The organism is Yersinia hibernica (genome assembly GCF_004124235.1).
Classification (GTDB): domain Bacteria; phylum Pseudomonadota; class Gammaproteobacteria; order Enterobacterales; family Enterobacteriaceae; genus Yersinia; species Yersinia hibernica.
In genome coordinates this window covers 1,649,270-1,670,655 of the sequence record NZ_CP032487.1, presented here as the reverse complement: position 1 = coordinate 1,670,655, position 21,386 = coordinate 1,649,270, and the positions used below count along the sequence as shown (strand labels likewise).

The window sequence follows — 21,386 nt, the reverse complement described above, 5'->3', positions numbered from 1 at the left end:
ATTCACTGGCGATATGTTTACAGTTTATTTCAGCAAAATTTCCATGAATCATGATGCTGGCGGTTGAATTCATTTGTTTTTGGTTTATTGTGATCGCCATCACTTCCCGGTATTCCTGCCGCAGAGAAGAACAGATTTAGAGAATTTTCATGCATAAAACTGATGAACTGCGGACAGCGCGCATCGATAGCTTAGTCACGCCACAACAATTGGCGGAAAAGTTACCGATTTCTGAAGCTGTTGCCGATAACGTGACCGCGTCACGTAAGCGCATTGAAAAAATATTGACCGGGGAAGATGCCCGTCTGCTGGTGGTGGTTGGCCCCTGTTCAATTCACGACCTGGATGCCGCAATTGATTATGCAACACGGCTGAATGTATTACGGGTGCGCTACCAAGACCGTCTCGAAATTGTCATGCGCACTTATTTCGAAAAACCGCGCACCGTGGTCGGCTGGAAAGGGCTGATTTCAGACCCGGCCCTCGATGGCTCATGTCAGGTCAATTTAGGGATAGAAATGGCGCGTCGGCTGCTGTTGGCCGTCAATGAGTTGGGTTTGCCGACCGCAACCGAATTCCTTGATATGGTGACGGGCCAATATATTGCCGATTTGATTAGCTGGGGCGCGATTGGCGCACGAACCACCGAAAGTCAGATCCACCGCGAAATGGCCTCGGCCCTCTCCTGCCCGGTTGGTTTCAAAAATGGCACTGATGGCAATACCCGCATTGCCATTGATGCTATCCGGGCCGCCCAAGCCAGTCATATGTTCTTGTCACCGGACAAAACCGGCCAAATGACCATTTATCAAACCAGCGGCAATCCACATGGGCACATCATTATGCGGGGCGGCAAGACCCCTAATTATGGTGCCTCAGATATCGCCGCGGCTTGTGATAGCTTACGTGAATTTGATTTACCTGAACATTTGGTCGTGGATTTCAGCCACGGTAATTGCCAAAAAATGCATCGCCGCCAACTGGAAGTGGCCGCCGATATTGGTCAGCAGATCCGTGCGGGCTCCACCGCTATCGTCGGTGTGATGGCGGAAAGCTTCCTGATTGAGGGCACCCAGAAAATTGTGGCGGGCCAAACTCTGACTTACGGGCAATCCATTACTGACCCTTGTCTGAATTGGGCCGATACTGAGCAGCTATTAAGTTTATTGGCGGATGCGGTCAGCAGTCGCTTTTAACTGCGATTAACGTGACGTCATACTGTGATGGCATGGCCTTTTCCTTGCGGCCATTCCATCACCCACCCAAATGCATTTATCTCCACCATTCCCGTCTTCTATCTCTCATCCTGCCAGTTCATCCACAATATCAATAAATAATGAAAAACAAGGTTTTGGAATGACAACTAATAGACATTAGGATTGAAACCAGCCACAGATGCAGATGACAATCATTATCAATCTACAATAATCTGAACTCGCAAGAAGCACCTTATGCACAAAGCCACATATCGCCCCCAAGACTCCGCTGACCCGGCGCTTTCCTCGGTGCCACTTTCATGCATTAACAGCCAACAATTGCTGGGGTTACAGGATGTGGTGGCCATCAATCACCGAGGCCAGATTTATTATTTGCGCCAAACCAAAGCCGGGAAACTCATACTGACAAAATAACTTTTAGTCATTGCTGTTGCCGTCAACAATATTCACCCCGCCAGCCACCTGATATTTAGTCCCAAGGAAGCTAGCAATCCATTGATTATATTAAACAATATATGGAGAGCTGCTTATGCCGCATTACTTTCGTTTATCTTCATGCAGTTTGGTTATTACCTGTGCGTTGTCCCCAGTGACAACCGCCAGCCCATCGTCTGGGCATCACCACGACAATATGACGGTGACGGCGGCCCTGCCTGACAGTGTTAAGTCGCCCGGTATGCTGACCATCATTGATGCTTCACTGCCACAAAAGCACACAGCAACAACCGCCACTGAGATGCTCAAACATGTCCCCGGGGTGAGTCTCACCGGGGCCGGCCGCACCAATGGGCAGAACGTCAATATCAGAGGTTATGACCAGTATGGTGTCTTGGTGTTGGTTGATGGCATCCGCCAAGGAATTAAAGGCGCACATTTTAATGGCACTTTCCTGGACCCCGCTTTAATCAAACAAATTAAGGTCATTCGCAGCCCAGCGACGTCATTATATGGCAGTGGCGCGATGGGCGGTGTGATTGCCTACCAGACCATCAATCCGGCCGATTTACTGACGGCAGATCAACACGTTGGTTTGCGTGTCAGTGGCGCGGGTGCCAGTGCTCATCATAGCCAAGGGGTCGGAGTGTCTATTTTTGGCCGCACTGACAATCTGGACGGACTCATTGCTTTGAATACACGTAAAGCCGGTAACATACGTCAAAGCAATGGTTTCAGCGCGCCAAATCATGAGGACATTAATAACCTGCTGATTAAGAGCACCGCCTACCTTCCTGCGGGCCAATCATTAACTACCGCCCTGCGCTATTACCATAACCGCGCCCTAGAACCACGAATGGCCAGTCAAAGTGCGCCAAATCCACGCTGGAATAAAAGCCCGATGATGGCGCGCAAGACTCTCCAACGCGACGCCGAGCTCACCTATCGCCTGCAACCGCCACATCTTTCCTGGCTGAATGCCACCGGCCAACTTTATGTTTCTGAAATTAATGTCAATGATGATGTGCGTCATGAGGGTTACGGCAGCCGTAAGCAACTGACCCGGGGGATAAAACTGGAGAATCGCAGCCCGCTGTTGCCACACAGCCCGGCCGCAAATTTACTGACTTATGGTGTGGAAAGCTATCACCAGCGACAAACTCCCACTGGCACTACCCGCAGCTTTCCACCGGCTGAAGTCCAATTCTCTTCCGGCTGGCTACAAAATGAAGTGACCCTGCGCGATGTGCCCATTACGTTACTGGCCGGCACCCGCGTTGACCGCTATCAAAACAGCCGCCAAGGGTTCACGGATAAAGAGGCCAAAAACCAGTCAACACGCGGCGCAATCACCATCAACCCAACTGACTGGCTGATGCTGTTCGGGGCTTACAGTCAAGCTTTCCGCACCCCGACATTGGCAGAACTTTATAATGACTCACATCATTTTTTTATTAACTATTGGCGGCCTAACCCCCATTTAATACCAGAAACCAATGTCACCCGCGAAGCCGGTTTGGGTATGCAATTTGATGATTTACTGACCAATAACGATGCGGTGCAATTCAAAGCCAGCTATTTCCATATTGATGCCAAAGACCGCATTACTAGTAGCGTCGACTTTCAGTCCTCAACCTACATCAATATCCCCCACAGCAAAATCTGGGGCTGGGATGCGGCGCTGGATTATCAACACCGCCGCTTTGACTGGAACTTGGCCTATAACCGCACCCGCGGCATCAATCTTGCTACCCGCCAATTTATTCACAGCATCAACCCCGACACGGTGACCAGCAAACTGAATATTCCTATTGCTAACAGTGGCTTAAGCACCGGCTGGATAGTGACAATGGCAGGAAATACTAAATTTATGAACAACAATGATGCCAAATTATCATCAGGCAAACCCTATCACCCACAAGCCGGTTATGCCGTGCATGACTTTTATCTCAGCTACCACGGGCAAAATACATTCAAAGGGATCACCGCAACCGCGGTGCTGGCCAATGCTTTTGATAAAGAATATTACTCACCGCAGAACATCCCTCAGGATGGACGCAATGCCAAGGTGCTTGTCAGCTATCAATGGTGATTTTTCAGCCACTAAACGCGGGTAACTGACTAATAAATCGCGCAATGGAACCCTGTCGCAGCCATAGCCGCTGCGCCACTCAATGATAAAGGAATACATAAATGGAAATGACACTGTCTCAACGCTACCTCAACGCTAAGCAAACTCACCCCGAATTTTCCCCCCGAGACCTCGCGCGCCGGCTAAATATCAGTGAAGCGGAACTGGCCCACGCCCGCGTGGGTGACGATGCTGAACGGCTAGATATCAGCGCCACTACCTTGCTTACCGCGTTAGAGCATGTCGGCCTCACCCGCGCGATGACGGCTAATCAACATGCCGTGCATGAGGTGATGGGCGAGTATCGTAACTTACGCCTGCATGGCCATCTCGGGTTAATTCTTAACCCGCGCGCCCTGGATTTGAGATTATTCTTGCGCCACTGGAGCGCGGTTTTCAGTCTGCGCGAAATCACCCCGCAAGGTGAAAGGCTCAGCATCCAGTGCTTTGATTTGCAAGGTAATGCGACGCATCGAATTGATTGCACCCCGCAAACTCATCAGGATGCCTGGCAGGCGTTGGTCGCCAAATATCGCACTGCCCATAATCCCTTGCTGGTATTAGAACCCGCCGAGCAAACCGCCAGCGCGGTGCCTGCCATTGACAATGCCATGATTGATGCTGACTGGCGAAAAATGACTGATATTCATCAATTTTTCATGCTGCTCAAGCGCCACAATATCAGCCGTAAACACGCTTTCCGGGCAGTCGGCGACGACTTAGCGTATCGGGTCGATAATCAGGCATTTTTGCAAATAATGAATGCCGCGCAGGCTTGCCAGAATGAAATCATGCTGTTCGTGGGTAACAGCGGCTGCATGCAAATATTCACTGGCGTGATTAATGACTTCGGTATTAATGATGATAATCAGCAAGTGACAGTGAAAGGCCCGCAGTTTAATTTATCTTTAGACCACCACGCCATCAGTGAAAGTTGGGTGACACGCAAGCCGACAAAAGACGGTTTTATCTCCAGCTTGGAATTGCTCGACAAACAAGGTCAGCATATTGTGCAAATCTTTGGTCAGCGCGATGAAGGCCAATCTGAGCAAAGTCAATGGCATCAACAACTTGCGGCCTTACCGGCCATCGGTTCTGGAGATGAGTAAATGGGTCGCGATACTTGCATTTGTTATTTCAATGAATTGCATTGCCGCGCCGCGGATAGTGACCATTGGCGGTGATGTTGCTGAAATCGTCTATGCGCTGGGGGCGGGCGAGCTTATTGTCGGGCGGGATAGTACCAGCCTAAACCCTGCGGCGCTGAGAGCGCTGCCCGATGTCGGCTATATGCGGCTGCTCAATACCGAGGGCATTCTTGCGCTACAGCCCACGCTGGTGTTGAGCAGTGCGCGCGCGGCACCATCCAGAGCATTAAGACAAGTTCAGGATTATGGGGTCAAACTTATCTATGTTCCGGCGGATAAATCACCGGAAAAAGTGGTTGATAAAATACAAAAGATTGCCGCCGCCGTGCATCAAGAGCAGCAAGGCCAGCAGCTGATAGCCGATTACCAGCAGCAGTTGGCGAGTGTGGTTTCAACACCGCTGCCAGTCAAAGCCTTGTTTGTCATGGTTCATGCCGGAATTCCCCCGTTGGCGGCCGGTTTGGATACCGCGGCTGACAGTATGTTCAAGGCGGCAGGGCTTAACAATGCCATTGATGGCTTTAGCGGATATCGGCCGTTATCGTCAGAAGGAGTCATTGCCAGCGCCCCTGATTTACTGATTGTGACCCGCCATGGCGTCGCTGCACTTAAGGGCAGTGAGAATGTCTGGCGCTTACCCGGCCTGGCATTAACCCCTGCAGGTCGACAACAGCGGCTGTTGGTGCTGGATGATATGGCGTTACTGGGGTTCGGCTTACACACTCCGGCGACCCTCAAACAACTGCGGGCGGCGGCAGAATCAAATTGATTGCGTGAATAAATAACGGGAAATACGGTGGCGGAGATATTAAATCCGCCACCCATACTGACTAACTGGAACAGGAAATTTCCAGATGTTTCCCCCAATCTGGGGGCAATGCCGCTAAATCATTGAACTCCGGTTGATCAGCAAAAGGTTGCTGCAAAGCCTGATGCAGACGTTGCAATGGCTGAATATCATCCTGTTGTGCGCTATCGATAGCCAACTGCGCCAAATAATTACGCAATATATACTTAGGATTCACCGCTTTCATGGATTGCTGGCGCGCTGCATCATCAATGGATTCTTGCTGCAAACGGGCCCGATAGCGGTGGTACCAACCGTCAAAAGCCGCCCGGTCAATAAAATCATCCCGCAATGGCGAATGCGCGGAGTGGATTTCAACCTCACTGAGCAGGCGGAAAGTGCGGGTATAATCCCGCCCTTCTTTTATCATCAAACTCAATAAGCCCGTCAGTAAGTCATTATCCTGGCTATCATGCTCAAAAAAACCTAGCTTAGCGCGCATTTGCTGGCCATAAGCTGCCATTAATTCTGGCTCATAAGCCGCTAATGCCTGCTGTAACTGCGCCGCAGTCAGTAAATCCGACAGCGCCTGCCCCAGCCGATGCAGGTTCCACAGTGCCACTGCGGGCTGATTATCAAAAGCATAGCGCCCTTGATGATCAGAATGGTTACAGATGTAGCCGGGCACATAATCATCAAGAAAACCGAATGGGCCATAATCCATGGTAATGCCCAGTATCGACATATTGTCGGTGTTCATTACTCCATGAGCAAAACCCACGGTTTGCCAGTGGGCCATTAACCGCGCGGTGCGCTTGACCACCTCAGTAAACCACAGCCAATAGCACTCTTCTTGCCCGCTCAAGTGCGGCCAGTGCCGGGCAATCACATAATCGGCCAGTTGTTTGACTTGCGCGGGTTGTTGTCGGTAGTAAAAATGCTCGAAATGGCCAAAACGCACATGACTTTCCGCCACCCGCAGCAACATCGCCCCCCGCTCTGCTTGCTCGCGATAAACCGGATGGTCGCTGGTCACAATGGTCAATGCCCGGCTGGTGGGAATACCTAAGTGGTGTAAAGCTTCCGAGGCTAAGAACTCGCGCACCACTGAGCGCAGCACCGCCCGGCCATCCCCCATGCGAGAATAGGGGGTTAGGCCAGCCCCTTTCAAATGCCAGTCCATATGACGCCCATCACCGAGTTGCTGTTCACCGAGCAAAATGCCGCGCCCATCACCTAACTGCCCCGCCCACTGACCAAACTGATGACCACTGTAGACCTGCGCTAAGGGCGCCATGCCGGCTAACAATGCCTCGCCTGCCCATACTGCTGTTTTGGGCGCGCGGAACCAACTTTCATCAAGCCCAAGCTCGCAGGCCAGCGGCTCACTGTGATAGAGCAGCCGCGCGCCTTTTAACGGGGTTGGCGGTAAATGAGTATAAAAACCGCTCAGTTGTTGCCCATAACTGTGAGCAAACTGAGGCGTATTATCCGCCCCGCAGTCTTGGTCGAGTCCAGCGCTCTTTACAGGGGACATTAGCGTAATACCTCCGCCAACCAGTGGCGTACTTGCAGCAGTTCAGCTTGCGATTCGGGAAAATCATCACTTAATTGCCAGCACACCGCATTAATGCGGTCGGGGTGATAAACCACGCCCTGTAGCCGTTCCGCCAGTGCCTCCAGCGGAGCCGGATTTAAGCTGTCGGTGAATATTTGGCAGCGATCAATTGCACCGTGCAATACATCAAAATGCAGTTCAATGCCGCCCCAGGTAAAACGGGTATCGACGAGATGACTAAATGCCGGGGCCTGGCCAAAGTTCCATTCCCAGCTACTCTGCCGGGCAAATTGTTCGGTGAAACCGGGTAGGTCGGGTAATGCTTGCGGAGAGATTATTTCTGCCGAGACTTTTTCAGCATAATAATCAAAGAAAGCATGCTCAATGGCGGCGCAAATTTTTTCGTGGTCGATTCCCGGTAACAATTCCACCAAGTTAGTCACGCGCGACCGTACGGAGGTAATGCCTTTAGCCTGTAATTTTTTTGGGTCTGGATTGAGATAATCAGCCAGGCGATTGAGGTCAGCATTGAGTAATAATGTACCGTGATGAAAACCACGGTCTTTAGTTTCTTTGTAAGCCGAGCCAGAAACTTTTCGTTCACCATCCTCCCTCATCACCACTAAATCATTACGCCCCGATGCGGTGGCCTGGATACCAAGGGAGGCTAATGCGTTCAGAATAATTTGCGTCGATATTGTTTTATCATATTCCGGCTTACCCGCCATAAAGGTAAAGCAAGTATTGCCCAAATCGTGGAATACTGCCCCGCCGCCGCTGCTACGCCGCGCCAGCTTCACACCATCTTGCTCCATGCGCCGGGTATTACACTCTTTCCATGGGTTCTGCGCGCGGCCAATAACCACGGTGTTAGCATTGCGCCATAAAAACAAAACCCGTTGATCCGGCGACATTTGGCGGAAAATACACTCCTCTACCGCCAGATTGAACCAAGGATCATAAGAATCAGAAATGAGTAACCGAAGGGATGACATAAACGCGGCTCCGAAGCAAAATAAGCAGCCACTAAGATAACATAACCGGCAGAGATATCTTTCGGTTCAGCCTATTGATGCAATTCTCTGTTTACATGCGGCGCGCTTGCCAATACACCCGTTTCCAGTAAACATTCTCCAGCGAAGAGCGAATTACCCCTTTGCTGGTTGAGGCATGGATAAATTCATCATTGGTATCATAAATACCAACGTGCAACCCATTCTGACCACTGCCGGTTTTAAAGAAAACTAAATCACCCGGCATCAGTTCATCGCGGGAGACTTTGGTGCCTAAGGTGGTTTGCGCGATAGTGGTACGCGGTAATTGCATGTCAAACCGATCACGGAATGTGCGGTAAACAAAACCGGAACAATCAACGCCGCGTTGGTCTAACCCACCATTACGATAAGGTGTGCCCTCCCATTGGCGCAGTTGCTCATTCAGCTTGGCAACCACCACAATTGAATCAGACAAGTGACCACTTGGTGTCGGGGCATGGCTGCTACAACCGGCCAGGATCATACTGATAAGAAAGATCCACAAACGTATCTGCATCGATAATTCACCAAAGGTAAGACTTAGCCTATTCACCAGATAATTAATTATTCACTAATAAACGGCTTCTATAGGGGTAATTTAGCTATCGAGTTTGGAAAAAACAAGTTATATGAATGAGATAATATACCGAATAGATTTCAAGAGGCAGCAAGGCGGCAGACAAAATAACCCCGATAAACTGACAACTGCCCGTCACTCGAGCGATTAAGTGCGGCCAATACCCTGCCATTTACAAGATAATGGGGGAAATTTACCCCTTTTTTACCGGCTTAGTATTAATCAGCCATATTCCCATCAAGATAAAACCTGCGCCTAATGTTTTCAGTAAGGTGGCGGACTCACTGAACCAAGGCAGTGATACCGCGGCTAAATAAACCAAGGCATAACTCAGACTCAATAGTGGATATGCGCGATTAAGTGGCAAATATCTTAATGCAAAAAACCAACACAGCATTGATAAAGTATATCCCGCCAACCCACCAATAACCGCCATTAATTGTGGCAGATGGTTGACTAAGAATGACCCATTAATATCAGCCAAAGACATTAATGGTGTATTCATCATGCCCCATTTAAGGATTAATTGGGCAACCGTCACCAGCACCACACTTCCTATCCCCCAGCAATATCCTTTCATCAATGCCAACTAATCAACAAAATGCCAAACATAATGGAAGCGATGCCTAACCAATGGCGGGAAGTTGCCCTCTCGCCATAGAACAGTTGAGCCGCCAACGTAACCAGCACGAAATTAAAACTGAGGATCGGATAAGCGACACTCAGGGGCAAATGTTGCAGTAAACGCAACCACAGCAACATTCCCAGCCCGAGTAACACCACCGCACTGGCAAGCCAGCACAATGTGGGCGTCAGCCGCTCTTCTGCTGACCGCCCCCAAGATTGCACCGCTTGCTTTTGACACAATTGCCCAGCACAGGTCAATAAACTGACTATTATCAATAGCAGATAACTTATCATGGTGCTTTCTTGTACCACAAAAGTGCTAGTCGATTCATAAGGTTAACCTTATCGGCCGCCGGCAGATTAGCGGGGATTTCCTCATTACGTGACAGTTGAATCACCAATGAGACATCCCCTTGCTGCCGGGCCTGCGCCAACCAGTCGTTGAAATCTTGTGCGCTGATATAGCTATCTTGACTGTCAGCATAGTTCAGCCCATAAGTCAGCTCGCCCTTCTCGCTAAACATCATGATATCACTGCGTTTCAGTTGCCACGCCAATCCCGCCGCGACTCCCACACTGTCGGTCACCACATAACGGCTGCTATTGAGCTCAGCAAAATTATCCTGGATGAAGTTTTGCGGCTGTTTGGAGTCAATAACCTGCTGCGGGATAAGATAGCCCACCAGCAAGATAAACAGTAATGGGCAAGCTGCCGCCCAGCGCCAATGCCGGGCATTATGCCGTAAAGTGACCAAACCAATGCCGCCCCACACAGCAAAAGCCAAGGTCGCCAGCATGACTTTCTGATGTTCATGAGGCTCATAAGCCACCAGATGCGCCACCCAGCCCATCCCAATAACCAGAATAGCCAGTGCGCAGACCAGCCCAAAAATCAGATTTATCGCGCCATTAATCCTCAGCGCGCGCATGCGCAACTTATCAGCACAATCAGTAGCATAGGCAGCCATCAGCAAAGATAATGGTGCCATACAGGGCAAAATATAGGTGGGAAGTTTGCCTTTAGCCACACTGAAAAATAGCAGTGGCATTAACACCCAACTAAGCAAAAAGAATAACTCAGGCCGGGTCACCCGCTCGCGCCATCCTTTGAGCAACGCGCCGGGTAATAGCCCAAGCCAGGGCAAAACACCCAAGGCCAAAATAGGCAGGTAATACCAAATCGGAGCTTTATGCTGAGCATCCTTTTCTGCAAATCGCTGAATATGTTCAACCCAGAAAAAATAACGCCAAAAATCAGGTTCGCGTTGAGCAATCGCTAATGCCCACGGCAAACTCAATATCACCGCCCCCACAATGGCTATCGGGCCAAAAACCAGCAGCTCTTTGACCCTTTTTTGCTGTATGACAATCGGCAACACTGAGATAACCGGCACCGCTAATGCCAGAAAACCCTTGGTCATAAAGCCCATACCGCAAGCTAAACCGAGTAGAAGATAGGCCGTGACTTTTTGTTGGGTCGTTTCCGCTCGCAAAGTGAGATAAAAACAGACCATTGATACCGTGAGCCACAATGAAATCATCGGATCTAGGACGGCATAAGAGCCAATACTAAATACCAGCAACATCGAGAGGTAAATTAAGGTGGCTAAAAATGAGGTGGAACGATTACGCCACAATAAATTCGCTAACCAATAAACCAAGGCCGCACTCAGGGCCGTGCTTAATATTGAACCAAATCGAACCGCGAAATTAGTATCACCAAAAATCCACTGGCTAATATTATTAAACCAATATCCCGCGATAGGTTTTTCAAAATAGCGGATACCCAATAAATGGGGCACAATCCAATCACCACGTTGCAGCATTTCCCGACTAATTTCCGCATAACGCGTTTCATCAGGCTGCCATAATAGGCGGCTGTTAATCGGTAATAGATAAACCAGAGCAAAAAACAGTGCCAGTAGCGCGGCACCACTTCCTTTTAGCAACTTCATTGCGCATCCTTTATCTCTGACTGACACCCTAACCATCCCTCTCGGCCAGGAAAGGCCGCACGCACCACTTTCCCCAGCGGGAGTGAATCCAGATTTTCGGGTAATAACGCCCCCAGAGCACAAAATTGGATGCCACGCTCTCTCGCCATCATTAATAATTGCTCGAACATGGGTGCCTGTGACATCCCCTCGACCTCAGCATGAATGGTGTAAACCGGCACACCGTGGTCGTGCAACATGGCATTCATGATAAAATCATTAAAATCCTCAGCACCAACCTCACTGCCCACCACTTCATCATAAGTCGGTAAAGTGACGGGGATTTGTACTGCCCCCAAGCGGCCATCGGGCAGTAATGGGCGGAAAGGATGAGTGCCGCGACAGTCACTGTTATAGCTAAATGGGAACAATTGCTTGATGGCCAGAACACGTTCATCAGCGCGCCAACCCGCCGCTGCCGAACAAGTCACTGGCTGCTGAATGCTTTTTTGTAATGCATCAACGCCCAATTGCACCTGCTCAGTTAATTGCTGTTCCGACCAAGTCGCCACTTTGGCTTGCCACCCTTGGTGATCCCAAGCGTGCAAACCAACCTCATGCCCCGCCTGTAAAGTCTCTTTCATCAGCGGGCCAAAATCCTTGGCGATTTGCTTGCCCGGCCAGGCGGTGCCAGCCAGCAAAATATCCCAGCCATACAGCGAGGCGGCATTAGAACGCAGCATTTTCCACAAGAAACGGGGACGGAAAAGGCGCCATAAATGGCGCCCCATGTTGTCCGGCCCGACACTGAAAAAAAAGCTGGCACTAATATCATACTTTTCCAGCACAGCAAGCAATGATGGCACCCCCTCCTTCGTTCCACGGTAGGTATCTACATCAATCCTCAGGCCAACTTGCTTCATACGTGATGCTCATCCTTCGCGGTTTCATGCGACTCTAATACCACGCCACGCAGGAAGAAATCCAATGTTTCGGTGATGGTTTGTTGCAAGGCAACTTCTGGCTGCCAATCAAGAATGCGACGCGCATTCTTGATACTTGGGGTGCGATATTCCACATCTTGATAGCCTTTGCCATAATAGGCGCTGCTTTCAATATCTTTAAAGCCAGCAAACGGCGGGAATTTATCGCGCAATTCATGCTGCTCGAAACTGCTTAATAGCATCTCCGCTAACTCACGAATACTGGCCTCATTGGTTGGATTACCAATATTGATTATCTGACCATCACAGGCACCATCACGGTTCTCAATAATACGGAATAACGCCTCAATACCATCATGAATATCAGTAAAGCAGCGTTTTTGCGCGCCGCCATCAACTAATTTAATTGGCGAACCTTCAACCAAGTTTAAAATAAGCTGTGTAATAGCACGGGAGCTACCAATACGGGCAGCATCAAGGCTATCCAACCGCGGCCCCATCCAGTTAAATGGACGGAACAGCGTAAATTTCAGGTTTTCTTTTGCGCCGTAAGCCCAGATAACCCGATCCAACAGTTGTTTAGAAACTGAATAAATCCAACGCTGTTTATTGATTGGCCCCACAATCAGGCGCGAAGTGTCTTCATCGAATTCCTTATCATCGCACATGCCATACACTTCAGAGGTCGATGGGAAAACAATGCGCTTATTGTATTTCACGCAATCACGGACAATCTTTAGATTTTCTTCAAAATCCAATTCGAAAACGCGCAGCGGATTACGGGTATATTCAATTGGCGTCGCAATCGCGACCAAGGGTAAAATAACGTCACATTTTTTAATGTGATATTCAATCCATTCAGAATGAATACTGATATCGCCCTCGACAAAATGGAAATAAGGATTATCCAGGAAACGGCTGATGGCATCAGAACCAATGTCCAAACCATAAACTTCGTAGCGGTCATCACGTAACAACCGCTCAGTTAAATGGTTACCAATGAACCCATTAACGCCCAGAATCAATACCCGCGTCCGTCTTTTCAGGATATTGCGGGGCTTGTTGCCCAGACGGATGTCAGTGACAATGCCCATCTCTTGCGCCAAACGGCTCCCCTGAACATATAGCCCCTCCTCACCCTGACCTGCCACAATCTCCAATGCACCTGCGCCACAAGCTACCACCAGTGGTGATGTTGACAGCACGGTGCCAGGTTGCTTGCTATGCATCATGTCGAGTGGGCGTGAGCGCCAGATGGTCAACTTGCGCTGCCCAAGATAGCTGAATGCACCAGGGTAAGGTTCTGTCACTGCCCGCACTAAGTTATTAATCGCTGATGCGGATTTTTGCCAATGAATTTCACCATCGGCTGGCGTACGGCGGCCAAAATAACTCGCATCGGCTTCTTGTTGCGGCACTAAATGCAATGGCTCGCTCTTCATTTTAGGCAATAAGTCACGCAGCAACTCTTGGGCGGCATCGCGCATTTTTGCATGTAATGTTAAGGCCGTGTCTTCATCACTGATAGTCACTTTATGTTGCCCGGCAATCGGGCCGGCATCGGCTTGTTTCACCATTTGGTGTAGCGTCACACCGGTCTCTTTCTCGCCATTGACTAACGCCCAATTAATCGGCGCGCGCCCACGGTATTTCGGCAATAAAGAGCCGTGCAGATTGAATCCTCCGCGTGGGGCTGAAGATAAAATCTCATCGCAAAGCATATTGCGGTAGTAGAAAGAGAAAATGATATCGGGTTGTAATTGCTGAATGCGCTCAATCCACAATGGGTGGTTAACATCTTCCGGTGCAAATACAGGTAATTCTAAATCCGCAGCAACTCGGGCTACAGATGAGAAGAAACGATTCTCAGTGGGAGAGTCAGTATGGGTAAATACCGCCTGAATATCGTAACCGGCATCAACAAGGGCTTTCAGGCCAACACAGCCAATATCATGATAGGCAAATACAATCGCTTTCATTTTTCTACTTCCTGATTATTTTCGCTCGGCTCAGCACCGACCACTTTCTGTATGAAATAACGTGGGCGCGCGCGCACATCGTTATAAATACGACCGATATATTCACCAAGTAAGCCCATACCAACAAATTGGGCACCAATGAACATAAACAACACGGCAAATAGCGTAAAGACGCCGCCACCGGCCCATTCAGGGCCAAATACCAAACGTAAAACCACTAACAGCACGGCGAGGGTGAAGCCAGAAAGCGCAATGACACTGCCAACCAGACTTAATAAACGTAATGGCGTTGTCGTCAGGCAAGTAATTAAGTCATACATCAGATTGATGAGCTTCATCAGGCTGTATTTTGAATCACCAAACTCACGCTCTGCGTGATGGACAGTAATTTCCGTGGTACGACGGGCAAAGGTGTTTGCCAGGATAGGAATAAAGGTACTGCGCTCGTGACAGTGTAACATCGCCTCCACAATATGACGGCGATAGGCACGTAACATACAGCCGTAATCACCCATTGATTTCCCGGTTGCACGTTGAATCATCATATTGATCATGCGCGAGGCGGTTTTGCGGAATACAGAATCTTGGCGGTTCGCCCGAACCGTACCCACGACGTCATAGCCCTCTAGCGCCACACTGACCAACCGAGGTATTTCCTCCGGTGGGTTTTGCAAATCGGCATCAAGCGTAATGACTAAATCACCACTGACCTGATTGAATCCCGCCATAATGGCGGAATGCTGCCCATAATTACGATTCAGCAAAACAGCAATAATATGACTTTCCGGCGCATTAGCCGCCGCAGTCAGCATCTCAGCAGAATTATCACTGCTGCCATCGTCAACCAGAATAATCTCATAGGATTGAGACAGTAATTTACAGGCGGCCGAGGTGCGCTCTATTAATGCTGGCAAACTTTCCTGCTCGTTATAAACCGGAATAACGATTGATACTTTTTTGATTTCTTCACTTTCAGACACGGTGCGGCCCTATAATAGTTGCCAATGCATCAACAACCCGATCAACATCGCTATCGAGCATGTCGGGAAAAAGGGGCAATGTGCATAATCTGGCGGAATTCCACTCAGTATTTGGCAAATGTAATGATGGATAGCGTTCGCGGTAATATTTCTGGGTATGCGCCGCGCGAAAATGCAGGCCCGTCCCTATTCCCGCTTCTTTTAAACGTGCCATTAATAAATCCCGCTCAATACCACAGCGCTCTTTATCAACACGCACCATAAAAAGATGCCAAGCATGTAAATGGGGGTAATCTGGTACAGAGAGGGGTTGTAACGGCGAGTCAGCTAATGCTTGCTGATAGCGGGCAACTAATGCTCGGCGGCGGGCATTAATATCAGTTAACCGCTGAAGTTGAACTACAGCAATAGCAGCATGAATATCGGATAAATTGTATTTATATCCCGGTTCAACCACCTCTGCTTGCGGGCTACGCCCTTGAATCTGGCGATCGAAAGCATCAACCCCCAAACCATGAAACTTGAGCCGGCGCACTCTCGCGGCCAGTTCATCATCATCGGTGGCAATTAAACCGCCTTCCGCACAGGTGATATTTTTAATGGCGTGGAAAGAGAAAATAGCCGTACCTTGCTCACCCACCCATTGATCACCATAACGCGTGCCGACTGCATGGGCCGCATCTTCAATTAATGGAATACCGTGGCGCTGGGCAATGGCACGCAAGGCATCAAGCTCGCAAGGTGCGCCAGCATAATGGACTGGAATAATAGCTTTGGTTTGCGGCGTAATGGCAGCTTCAATAGCCGCAGCATTCACCATCAAGGTATCGTGGTCAACATCAATCATGACTGGCTCTGCGCCCAGTAACACAATCATATTAATGGTTGAAACCCAGGTCTGGGATGGCGTAATAACCTCATCCCCTGGGCCAATCCCTAGTGCCATGAGCGTGATATGCATACCCGCGGTAGCAGAACAGACCGCAATGGCATGTTTGCAGCCAAATGCTGTACAAAAATCAGTTTCCAGCTGTTGATTCTGAGGGCCTGTAGTGATCCAGCCGGAGCCGAGCACGTTGACTACCGCATTAATTTCGTCCGTACCAATTGCTGGACGAGAAAAAGGCAAAAAATTCTGCATTGAGAAATCCCTAGGGTACTTGGTACTTTGGGAAACTATATTCCCCTATAAGTTAACGAAAACTAAACGCTATTCAGATAGCCGGATACTTGGCCGAATATGAAGTCTAGTTCATTAACCTTAAATAAACCTTAAGATAGGATTTTTTTTGCGGTCTTATTCGATGGGATTGTTTCAGATTGACATTATGTTTTTTTCAACATAATCAATTGCATAAAAAACAGCCTAGCACGATTCAGTGTCAGCGTTAATTGTCTTTATCCGCGCTAAAATAGCGAAATAAAAAACCACAAATACACTTTTGTTATAGGGGAATAATAAATTAGGAATAATGGCCAAATATAGCGGTTAATAGCCGGTGGTAATAATCCAATTTTGTTGATTAAAACTGTGTATTTGAAAGTCAACCTCAAATACTTCTGAGAGAATATCAGTTTGCATCACCTGCTGAGTGACACCTTGAGCTAGGACATTGCCACGAGCCATCAACCACACCTGATCGGCCTGTTGTAAGGTATGATTAAGGTCATGGGCGCTGATAATGACGCTACGGCCCGCCAAACAAAACTCGCGCAACAAACTGTCCAACGCCACTTTTTGCGCGACATCCAGGCCAGTATAGGGCTCATCAAGCAACAACAATTGACTATCAGGGTTAACCGCGGGCCACACTTGCAACAACACCGCCGCCAGACGAACGCGTTGCCACTCTCCGCCTGAAAGCTGCGCTAACATGCGGGGCAATTTGTCGGTTAATCGCAATCTTTCACAAAGATAGCCAATCGTCGTCGCGATGGCGTCCGTAGATGCCGCAGCGGGTTGATAAAGAGAAAGATATTGGAAGACCGGCATCATGGTCAAAGTCGCTTGCTGTTGACATAAATAAGCTCGCCGGCGAGCCAAATCATGCCCTGAATAGCAGGATAACGGCTGGTCCTCGAGTATGATGGCCCCGTGCGCGGGTAATAACCCGGCCAATGCAGCCAGCAAAGTGCTCTTACCTGCCCCATTCGGCCCTATCACATGAATTTGCAACCCAGCAGCAACTTGCGCCGAAAAAGGAGCAAGACGGCTATCTACACTGACTTGACTGAGTTGCAATAACATCAAAATAAATCTTTCATCCGTCAATTAATGGGCGGCCAATGCGTGAGTAATCGCATTGAGCAAGATAGGGTCTTCTGGCGTCATATCCGGAGCAAAGCGCGCCAGCACCGCACCATCTCGACCAATCAAGAATTTTTCAAAATTCCACAGAATGTCACTGGCCTGCTTTGGCTCGCGGCCTTTGCTGGCCAAACGTTGGTAAAATTCGCTCCCCTCGGGTTTTATCGCCACCGGTTTCGCCGCGATCAGCTGCTGGTATAAAGGATGCCGCTGTGGGCCATTGACTTCAATTTTGCTGAACATCGGGAAATCAATACCGAAAGTCCCGCGGCAGAATGCTTGGATTTCTTCATCGCTACCCGGCTCTTGCCCGGCAAACTCATTGCTTGGAAAACCCAGCACCTCAAAGCCCTGCGGCTGATAAGTTTTATAGAGCTTTTCTAACCCCTCATACTGCTTGGTTAAACCGCACTGAGAAGCCACATTAACCACGAGCAAAACTGAGCCTTTATACTTTTCCAGTTTAACTGATTGGCTTTCAATCGTTTTAACTGAGATGGAATAAATTGAATCACTCATCAGGGAAATCCTTATTTCAGCAATGATAAACAGGTGAAGCGCCAAGAACATTCGCCCGTGTAAGGCAAATCACTTTACACTTTTAACACGTGTCAGCAACCAGATAAATAATGGTGCCCCCAAGGTTGCCGTCACCACCCCAATTGGCAACTCTGCCGAGAATAAGGCGATACGCGCGACAACATCAGCGAATAACAATATTCCTCCCCCCGCCAGTGCGCACCCGGCCAATAATCGGCGCTGATCAGTTAACCCCGTCAAACGTAAAATATGCGGAACCACCAAGCCAATAAAACTGATAACCCCAGCCAGTGCGACACTCATCCCCACTAATAGTCCAATGGCGAGCACCAATAAGTTCCGCCATAAATGGAGAGACACCCCTAATTGCTGGGCTTGCTGTTCGCCCAGTGACATAAAATTAAGAACATGCCCTTGGCAGCAAAGCCACAAAACAATGGGGGCCAAAGCCAGCACCAACCCTTGCTGCCGCCAGTCGATCCCGCTGAATCCCCCCATCATCCAATACATTAGTTGGCGTAAATCCAGACTGGTGCTGAAATAGACGGCCCAAGTCATCACGGCACTGCAAACTATTCCTAAAGCGACGCCGACCAACAACAAACGGGCATTGGTTAATAAGCGACGGCGGGCAAAACCCAACAATAACACCGTCATCAATAAGGCTCCCGCAATTGCACAAGCACTTAACAACCAGATTGGCAGTAACCCATGCCCGAGTAAGACAGCCATCACCAATGCCACACCGGCACCATTGGCGACACCTAATAAGCCGGGCTCGGCTAATGGATTTTCAAACAAAGCTTGCATCACGGCCCCTGACACCGCAAGACTGGCCCCGACCATCATCACCGCCAATGTTCGCGGCAAACGCAACTGCCAAACAAACAATTGCCCGGCCTCGCCGAACCATTGGGTCGGCCAAATCCACATATCACCGGCACATAAACTCATGAGCAGCGCAAAAAATAAGATGATGACTAACCCTTTAAGATATCGCTGGTCACGTTGCTGTTGCCGCTGTTGAAGTGTGGTAAATAACTGACTGGTCTGCATGACATCCTCGGTTATTGCCTCAGGACATCCCTGAAGAGCGCGGATAAGTATCAACATTTGATATTCATTACTAGGCACTGATAGTAGGGGGTTAAGGGGATGAGGGGAAGTTTTCCATGCAGAAGATGACTTTTATTGCGCGAAAACGCCAGCGTTACCCAGTGACTCCAGTAGCAACGCCAGCGCGGTCTTTTATTTATTATCGCCGATGACCATTATTTTGCTGCGGGTAGAGCTGCTGCTGACCTCGACCAGCACTATTATTCTGGCCACCTGGGTTATTTGCCCCCTCCGGCTTGCCACTGTTGCCAAGCCCATTATTGCCTGCTGGGTTATGCCCATTATTTTCATTATATTGTGGCTGATTGTCATGGGGGCCCCTATTATTATGCTGTTGACCCCCCCCCTCCTGCTCACGGAAAGGATTTTGCCCATCGTGCGTAGAGGGGCGTTGCCAACGCCCGCCATCCCAATAATAACCGCGTTCATTGCGATCGCCGATATGGCCACCACGGTGCTCATGCCACCATTGTGGTGGACGCCAATCATAACCATCCCAGTAATAACCACGATTATCTTGGTCGCCTAAATGCAAACTGACTCCGGGTATATTGATGTCCAGTGATACATCAGCCTGTGCAATCAACGGCATTAATGACAGGACGCTCAGTAACAGCAGATATTTTTTCATGTCAATCCGAATATATTATTTAACAGTTGATAAATTTATATCAGCGCGAATAAAGCCTATCTATCAGATAATTTCCCATTTTCGATTTTATTGCACAGAACTTACAGAATTCATACAATCATTTCATATTGCATATTTCTATTTTCTATTTTCTACCGCTGCTAACACGTCTTAACATATAACTGACAGTGGCTGATTTTATATTGCATTAAAATCACCTCACTTATTTCAACCCTATTATTAGACTGTGAGATAAATATAATACAGCGCATAACATTAATGCTGAGTGTATTGTTATTGAGCTCTATGCTCTCGGCTTGCTGCATCACTCCTGCGCATAGCGGCGGCCCGCACATTCATTACGATAATCACTAATTATTACCAGCTCGATTAGCCTGCCGCGTGTGGGCTTTTTTGGTGGCTCAGAGTGCCTTCTAATGGATTGCTAACCTATTAATCATTACAATCAGTTAAGTGTTAAAACCACTGAGCTGAAGTTAGCATATTAAAAATGAAATGAAATCAGCACAACCTGTCAGGCCATGCTGTGCTTGGCTGAAGCCTCTCAGCAAATTCAGTGCGCTGATTATGATTGTCTTTGAAATTTAGAAGGATTACACATTATGTCGAACATGGTTTTTTGTCGTGGCTGCGGTAAAGAAATACATGAATCAGCCAGAGCTTGCCCAAGTTGCGGTGCCACTCAAAAAGTCACGGGTGAAAGAAATCGTATGGTTGCTGCTCTGCTGGCGTTTTTTCTTGGTGGATTCGGTGCGCACAAATTTTATCTCGGTAAGATTGGCCAGGGATTTTTATATCTCATTTTTTGCTGGACATTCATTCCATCGATTATCGCTTTCATTGAATTCATTATTTATCTTTGCAATTCAGATGAAGAGTTTGCCCGAAAATACGGTTAATAGAAGTTGGGTGATGAATTTTAGTCACCTATACAAACCCCGCAATGCGGGGTTTTTTCTTGCCTGACTCAATGCCCGCTCATTATTAGAACAGAGTAAAAAAGTAATAAGAGCTTAAGGTGTGGTCAGGATGTGGGCACTATTAAAATAAAATCACAGTATTTCAACAAGTTACAGACAAGAAAAAGGCCGCTTGCGCGGCCTTTTGTTGCGGGGAAAAACTCACTCTTTTGGAGTGGCAGTTTCTACCCGGCTTTTTAGCTTTTGCCCTGGACGGAAAGTCACCACACGGCGCGCCGTAATAGGAATGTCCTCACCCGTCTTCGGATTACGGCCCGGACGTTGGTTCTTGTCTCGCAGATCAAAATTGCCAAAGCCAGATAGTTTGACCTGTTCCCCATTCTCAAGAGCACGACGTACTTCTTCAAAGAATAACTCAACCAGATCTTTTGCATCACGTTTGCTAAGCCCTAGCTTTTCAAACAGATGTTCTGACATTTCAGCTTTAGTAAGCGCCATA

General features: G+C 48.7%; 21 protein-coding genes. 6 read left to right on the top strand and 15 right to left on the bottom strand.

Translation table 11 applies throughout. The features are described from left to right. The first annotated feature begins 149 nt into the window (after window positions 1-149). From D5F51_RS07895 to D5F51_RS07875, 5 genes are all read left to right on the top strand, one after another. A complete protein-coding gene (locus D5F51_RS07895; RefSeq protein ID WP_025378396.1) occupies window positions 150-1,196 on the top strand; it encodes a 3-deoxy-7-phosphoheptulonate synthase in 1,047 nt (348 codons plus the stop codon). 255 nt (window positions 1,197-1,451) lie between these two features. Then, the gene (hemP, locus tag D5F51_RS07890) at window positions 1,452-1,631 is read left to right on the top strand and encodes a hemin uptake protein HemP (RefSeq protein WP_129196077.1); all 180 of its coding nucleotides are present in this window, start codon (window positions 1,452-1,454) and stop codon (window positions 1,629-1,631) included. Window positions 1,632-1,746: 115 nt separating this feature from the next. Continuing rightward, the gene (locus D5F51_RS07885; protein ID WP_129196076.1) at window positions 1,747-3,744 is read left to right on the top strand and encodes a TonB-dependent hemoglobin/transferrin/lactoferrin family receptor; all 1,998 of its coding nucleotides are present in this window, start codon (window positions 1,747-1,749) and stop codon (window positions 3,742-3,744) included. A gap of 101 nt (window positions 3,745-3,845) precedes the next feature. Further along, on the top strand, window positions 3,846-4,892 hold the full coding sequence (locus D5F51_RS07880; protein ID WP_129196075.1) for a hemin-degrading factor: 1,047 nt from the start codon (window positions 3,846-3,848) through the stop codon (window positions 4,890-4,892). Further along, window positions 4,885-5,700 carry a heme/hemin ABC transporter substrate-binding protein gene (locus D5F51_RS07875; RefSeq protein ID WP_129199261.1) on the top strand — a complete coding sequence of 272 codons (816 nt, stop codon included), beginning with the start codon at window positions 4,885-4,887 and terminating at the stop codon, window positions 5,698-5,700. Before D5F51_RS07880 ends, D5F51_RS07875 begins: the two co-directional genes overlap by 8 nt. Window positions 5,701-5,761: 61 nt before the next feature. Here the strand turns inward: D5F51_RS07875 and D5F51_RS07870 are convergent, their stop codons facing one another. The 14 genes from D5F51_RS07870 to D5F51_RS07805 all read right to left on the bottom strand — a co-directional run bounded on the left by D5F51_RS07870 (window position 5,762) and on the right by D5F51_RS07805 (window position 19,946). Beyond that, on the bottom strand, window positions 5,762-7,255 hold the full coding sequence (locus tag D5F51_RS07870; RefSeq protein WP_129196074.1) for a protein adenylyltransferase SelO: 1,494 nt from the start codon (window positions 7,253-7,255) through the stop codon (window positions 5,762-5,764). Continuing rightward, the gene (gene lplA / locus D5F51_RS07865) at window positions 7,255-8,271 is read right to left on the bottom strand and encodes a lipoate--protein ligase (RefSeq protein ID WP_129196073.1); all 1,017 of its coding nucleotides are present in this window, start codon (window positions 8,269-8,271) and stop codon (window positions 7,255-7,257) included. The genes D5F51_RS07870 and lplA overlap by 1 nt, the downstream gene beginning before the upstream one ends. A gap of 91 nt (window positions 8,272-8,362) precedes the next feature. Next, window positions 8,363-8,827 (bottom strand): NlpC/P60 family protein, encoded by a 465-nt coding sequence (locus tag D5F51_RS07860; protein WP_129196072.1) that lies wholly within the window; start codon window positions 8,825-8,827, stop codon window positions 8,363-8,365. A gap of 253 nt (window positions 8,828-9,080) precedes the next feature. Beyond that, complete coding sequence (gene arnF, locus D5F51_RS07855) at window positions 9,081-9,467, bottom strand: 4-amino-4-deoxy-L-arabinose-phosphoundecaprenol flippase subunit ArnF (protein ID WP_129196071.1); 387 nt, start codon at window positions 9,465-9,467, stop codon at window positions 9,081-9,083. After that, window positions 9,467-9,808: a 4-amino-4-deoxy-L-arabinose-phosphoundecaprenol flippase subunit ArnE gene (gene arnE / locus D5F51_RS07850; RefSeq protein WP_025378404.1), complete on the bottom strand. Its 342-nt coding sequence runs from the start codon at window positions 9,806-9,808 to the stop codon at window positions 9,467-9,469. The genes arnF and arnE overlap by 1 nt, the downstream gene beginning before the upstream one ends. Next, entirely contained in the window at window positions 9,805-11,469 is a 1,665-nt protein-coding gene (arnT, locus tag D5F51_RS07845) for a lipid IV(A) 4-amino-4-deoxy-L-arabinosyltransferase (protein ID WP_129196070.1), read from the bottom strand. Before arnT ends, arnE begins: the two co-directional genes overlap by 4 nt. Beyond that, window positions 11,466-12,371, bottom strand: a complete 906-nt coding sequence (arnD, locus tag D5F51_RS07840; protein WP_129196069.1) for a 4-deoxy-4-formamido-L-arabinose-phosphoundecaprenol deformylase — start codon at window positions 12,369-12,371, stop codon at window positions 11,466-11,468. The genes arnT and arnD overlap by 4 nt, the downstream gene beginning before the upstream one ends. Continuing rightward, the gene (arnA, locus tag D5F51_RS07835; RefSeq protein ID WP_129196068.1) at window positions 12,368-14,371 is read right to left on the bottom strand and encodes a bifunctional UDP-4-amino-4-deoxy-L-arabinose formyltransferase/UDP-glucuronic acid oxidase ArnA; all 2,004 of its coding nucleotides are present in this window, start codon (window positions 14,369-14,371) and stop codon (window positions 12,368-12,370) included. The genes arnD and arnA overlap by 4 nt, the downstream gene beginning before the upstream one ends. Next, window positions 14,368-15,351: an undecaprenyl-phosphate 4-deoxy-4-formamido-L-arabinose transferase gene (arnC, locus tag D5F51_RS07830; RefSeq protein WP_129196067.1), complete on the bottom strand. Its 984-nt coding sequence runs from the start codon at window positions 15,349-15,351 to the stop codon at window positions 14,368-14,370. The genes arnA and arnC overlap by 4 nt, the downstream gene beginning before the upstream one ends. Next, window positions 15,344-16,492 (bottom strand): UDP-4-amino-4-deoxy-L-arabinose aminotransferase, encoded by a 1,149-nt coding sequence (gene arnB, locus D5F51_RS07825; protein ID WP_129196066.1) that lies wholly within the window; start codon window positions 16,490-16,492, stop codon window positions 15,344-15,346. Before arnB ends, arnC begins: the two co-directional genes overlap by 8 nt. A 348-nt stretch (window positions 16,493-16,840) precedes the next feature. Further along, on the bottom strand, window positions 16,841-17,599 hold the full coding sequence (gene btuD / locus D5F51_RS07820) for a vitamin B12 ABC transporter ATP-binding protein BtuD (RefSeq protein ID WP_162301708.1): 759 nt from the start codon (window positions 17,597-17,599) through the stop codon (window positions 16,841-16,843). A gap of 24 nt (window positions 17,600-17,623) precedes the next feature. Continuing rightward, on the bottom strand, window positions 17,624-18,178 hold the full coding sequence (locus D5F51_RS07815) for a glutathione peroxidase (RefSeq protein ID WP_129196064.1): 555 nt from the start codon (window positions 18,176-18,178) through the stop codon (window positions 17,624-17,626). Between the two features lie 69 nt (window positions 18,179-18,247). Beyond that, on the bottom strand, window positions 18,248-19,255 hold the full coding sequence (btuC, locus tag D5F51_RS07810) for a vitamin B12 ABC transporter permease BtuC (RefSeq protein ID WP_087769072.1): 1,008 nt from the start codon (window positions 19,253-19,255) through the stop codon (window positions 18,248-18,250). Between the two features lie 199 nt (window positions 19,256-19,454). Next, window positions 19,455-19,946, bottom strand: coding sequence for a DUF2502 domain-containing protein (locus tag D5F51_RS07805; RefSeq protein ID WP_129196063.1), 492 nt, complete (start codon window positions 19,944-19,946; stop codon window positions 19,455-19,457). A 623-nt stretch (window positions 19,947-20,569) separates the two neighbouring features. Here D5F51_RS07805 and D5F51_RS07800 point away from each other — a divergent pair. Then, window positions 20,570-20,866 carry a TM2 domain-containing protein gene (locus tag D5F51_RS07800; RefSeq protein ID WP_025378414.1) on the top strand — a complete coding sequence of 99 codons (297 nt, stop codon included), beginning with the start codon at window positions 20,570-20,572 and terminating at the stop codon, window positions 20,864-20,866. A 222-nt stretch (window positions 20,867-21,088) separates the two neighbouring features. Here the strand turns inward: D5F51_RS07800 and ihfA are convergent, their stop codons facing one another. After that, window positions 21,089-21,385: an integration host factor subunit alpha gene (gene ihfA / locus D5F51_RS07795; protein ID WP_004700314.1), complete on the bottom strand. Its 297-nt coding sequence runs from the start codon at window positions 21,383-21,385 to the stop codon at window positions 21,089-21,091. Window position 21,386 lies beyond the last annotated feature (1 nt).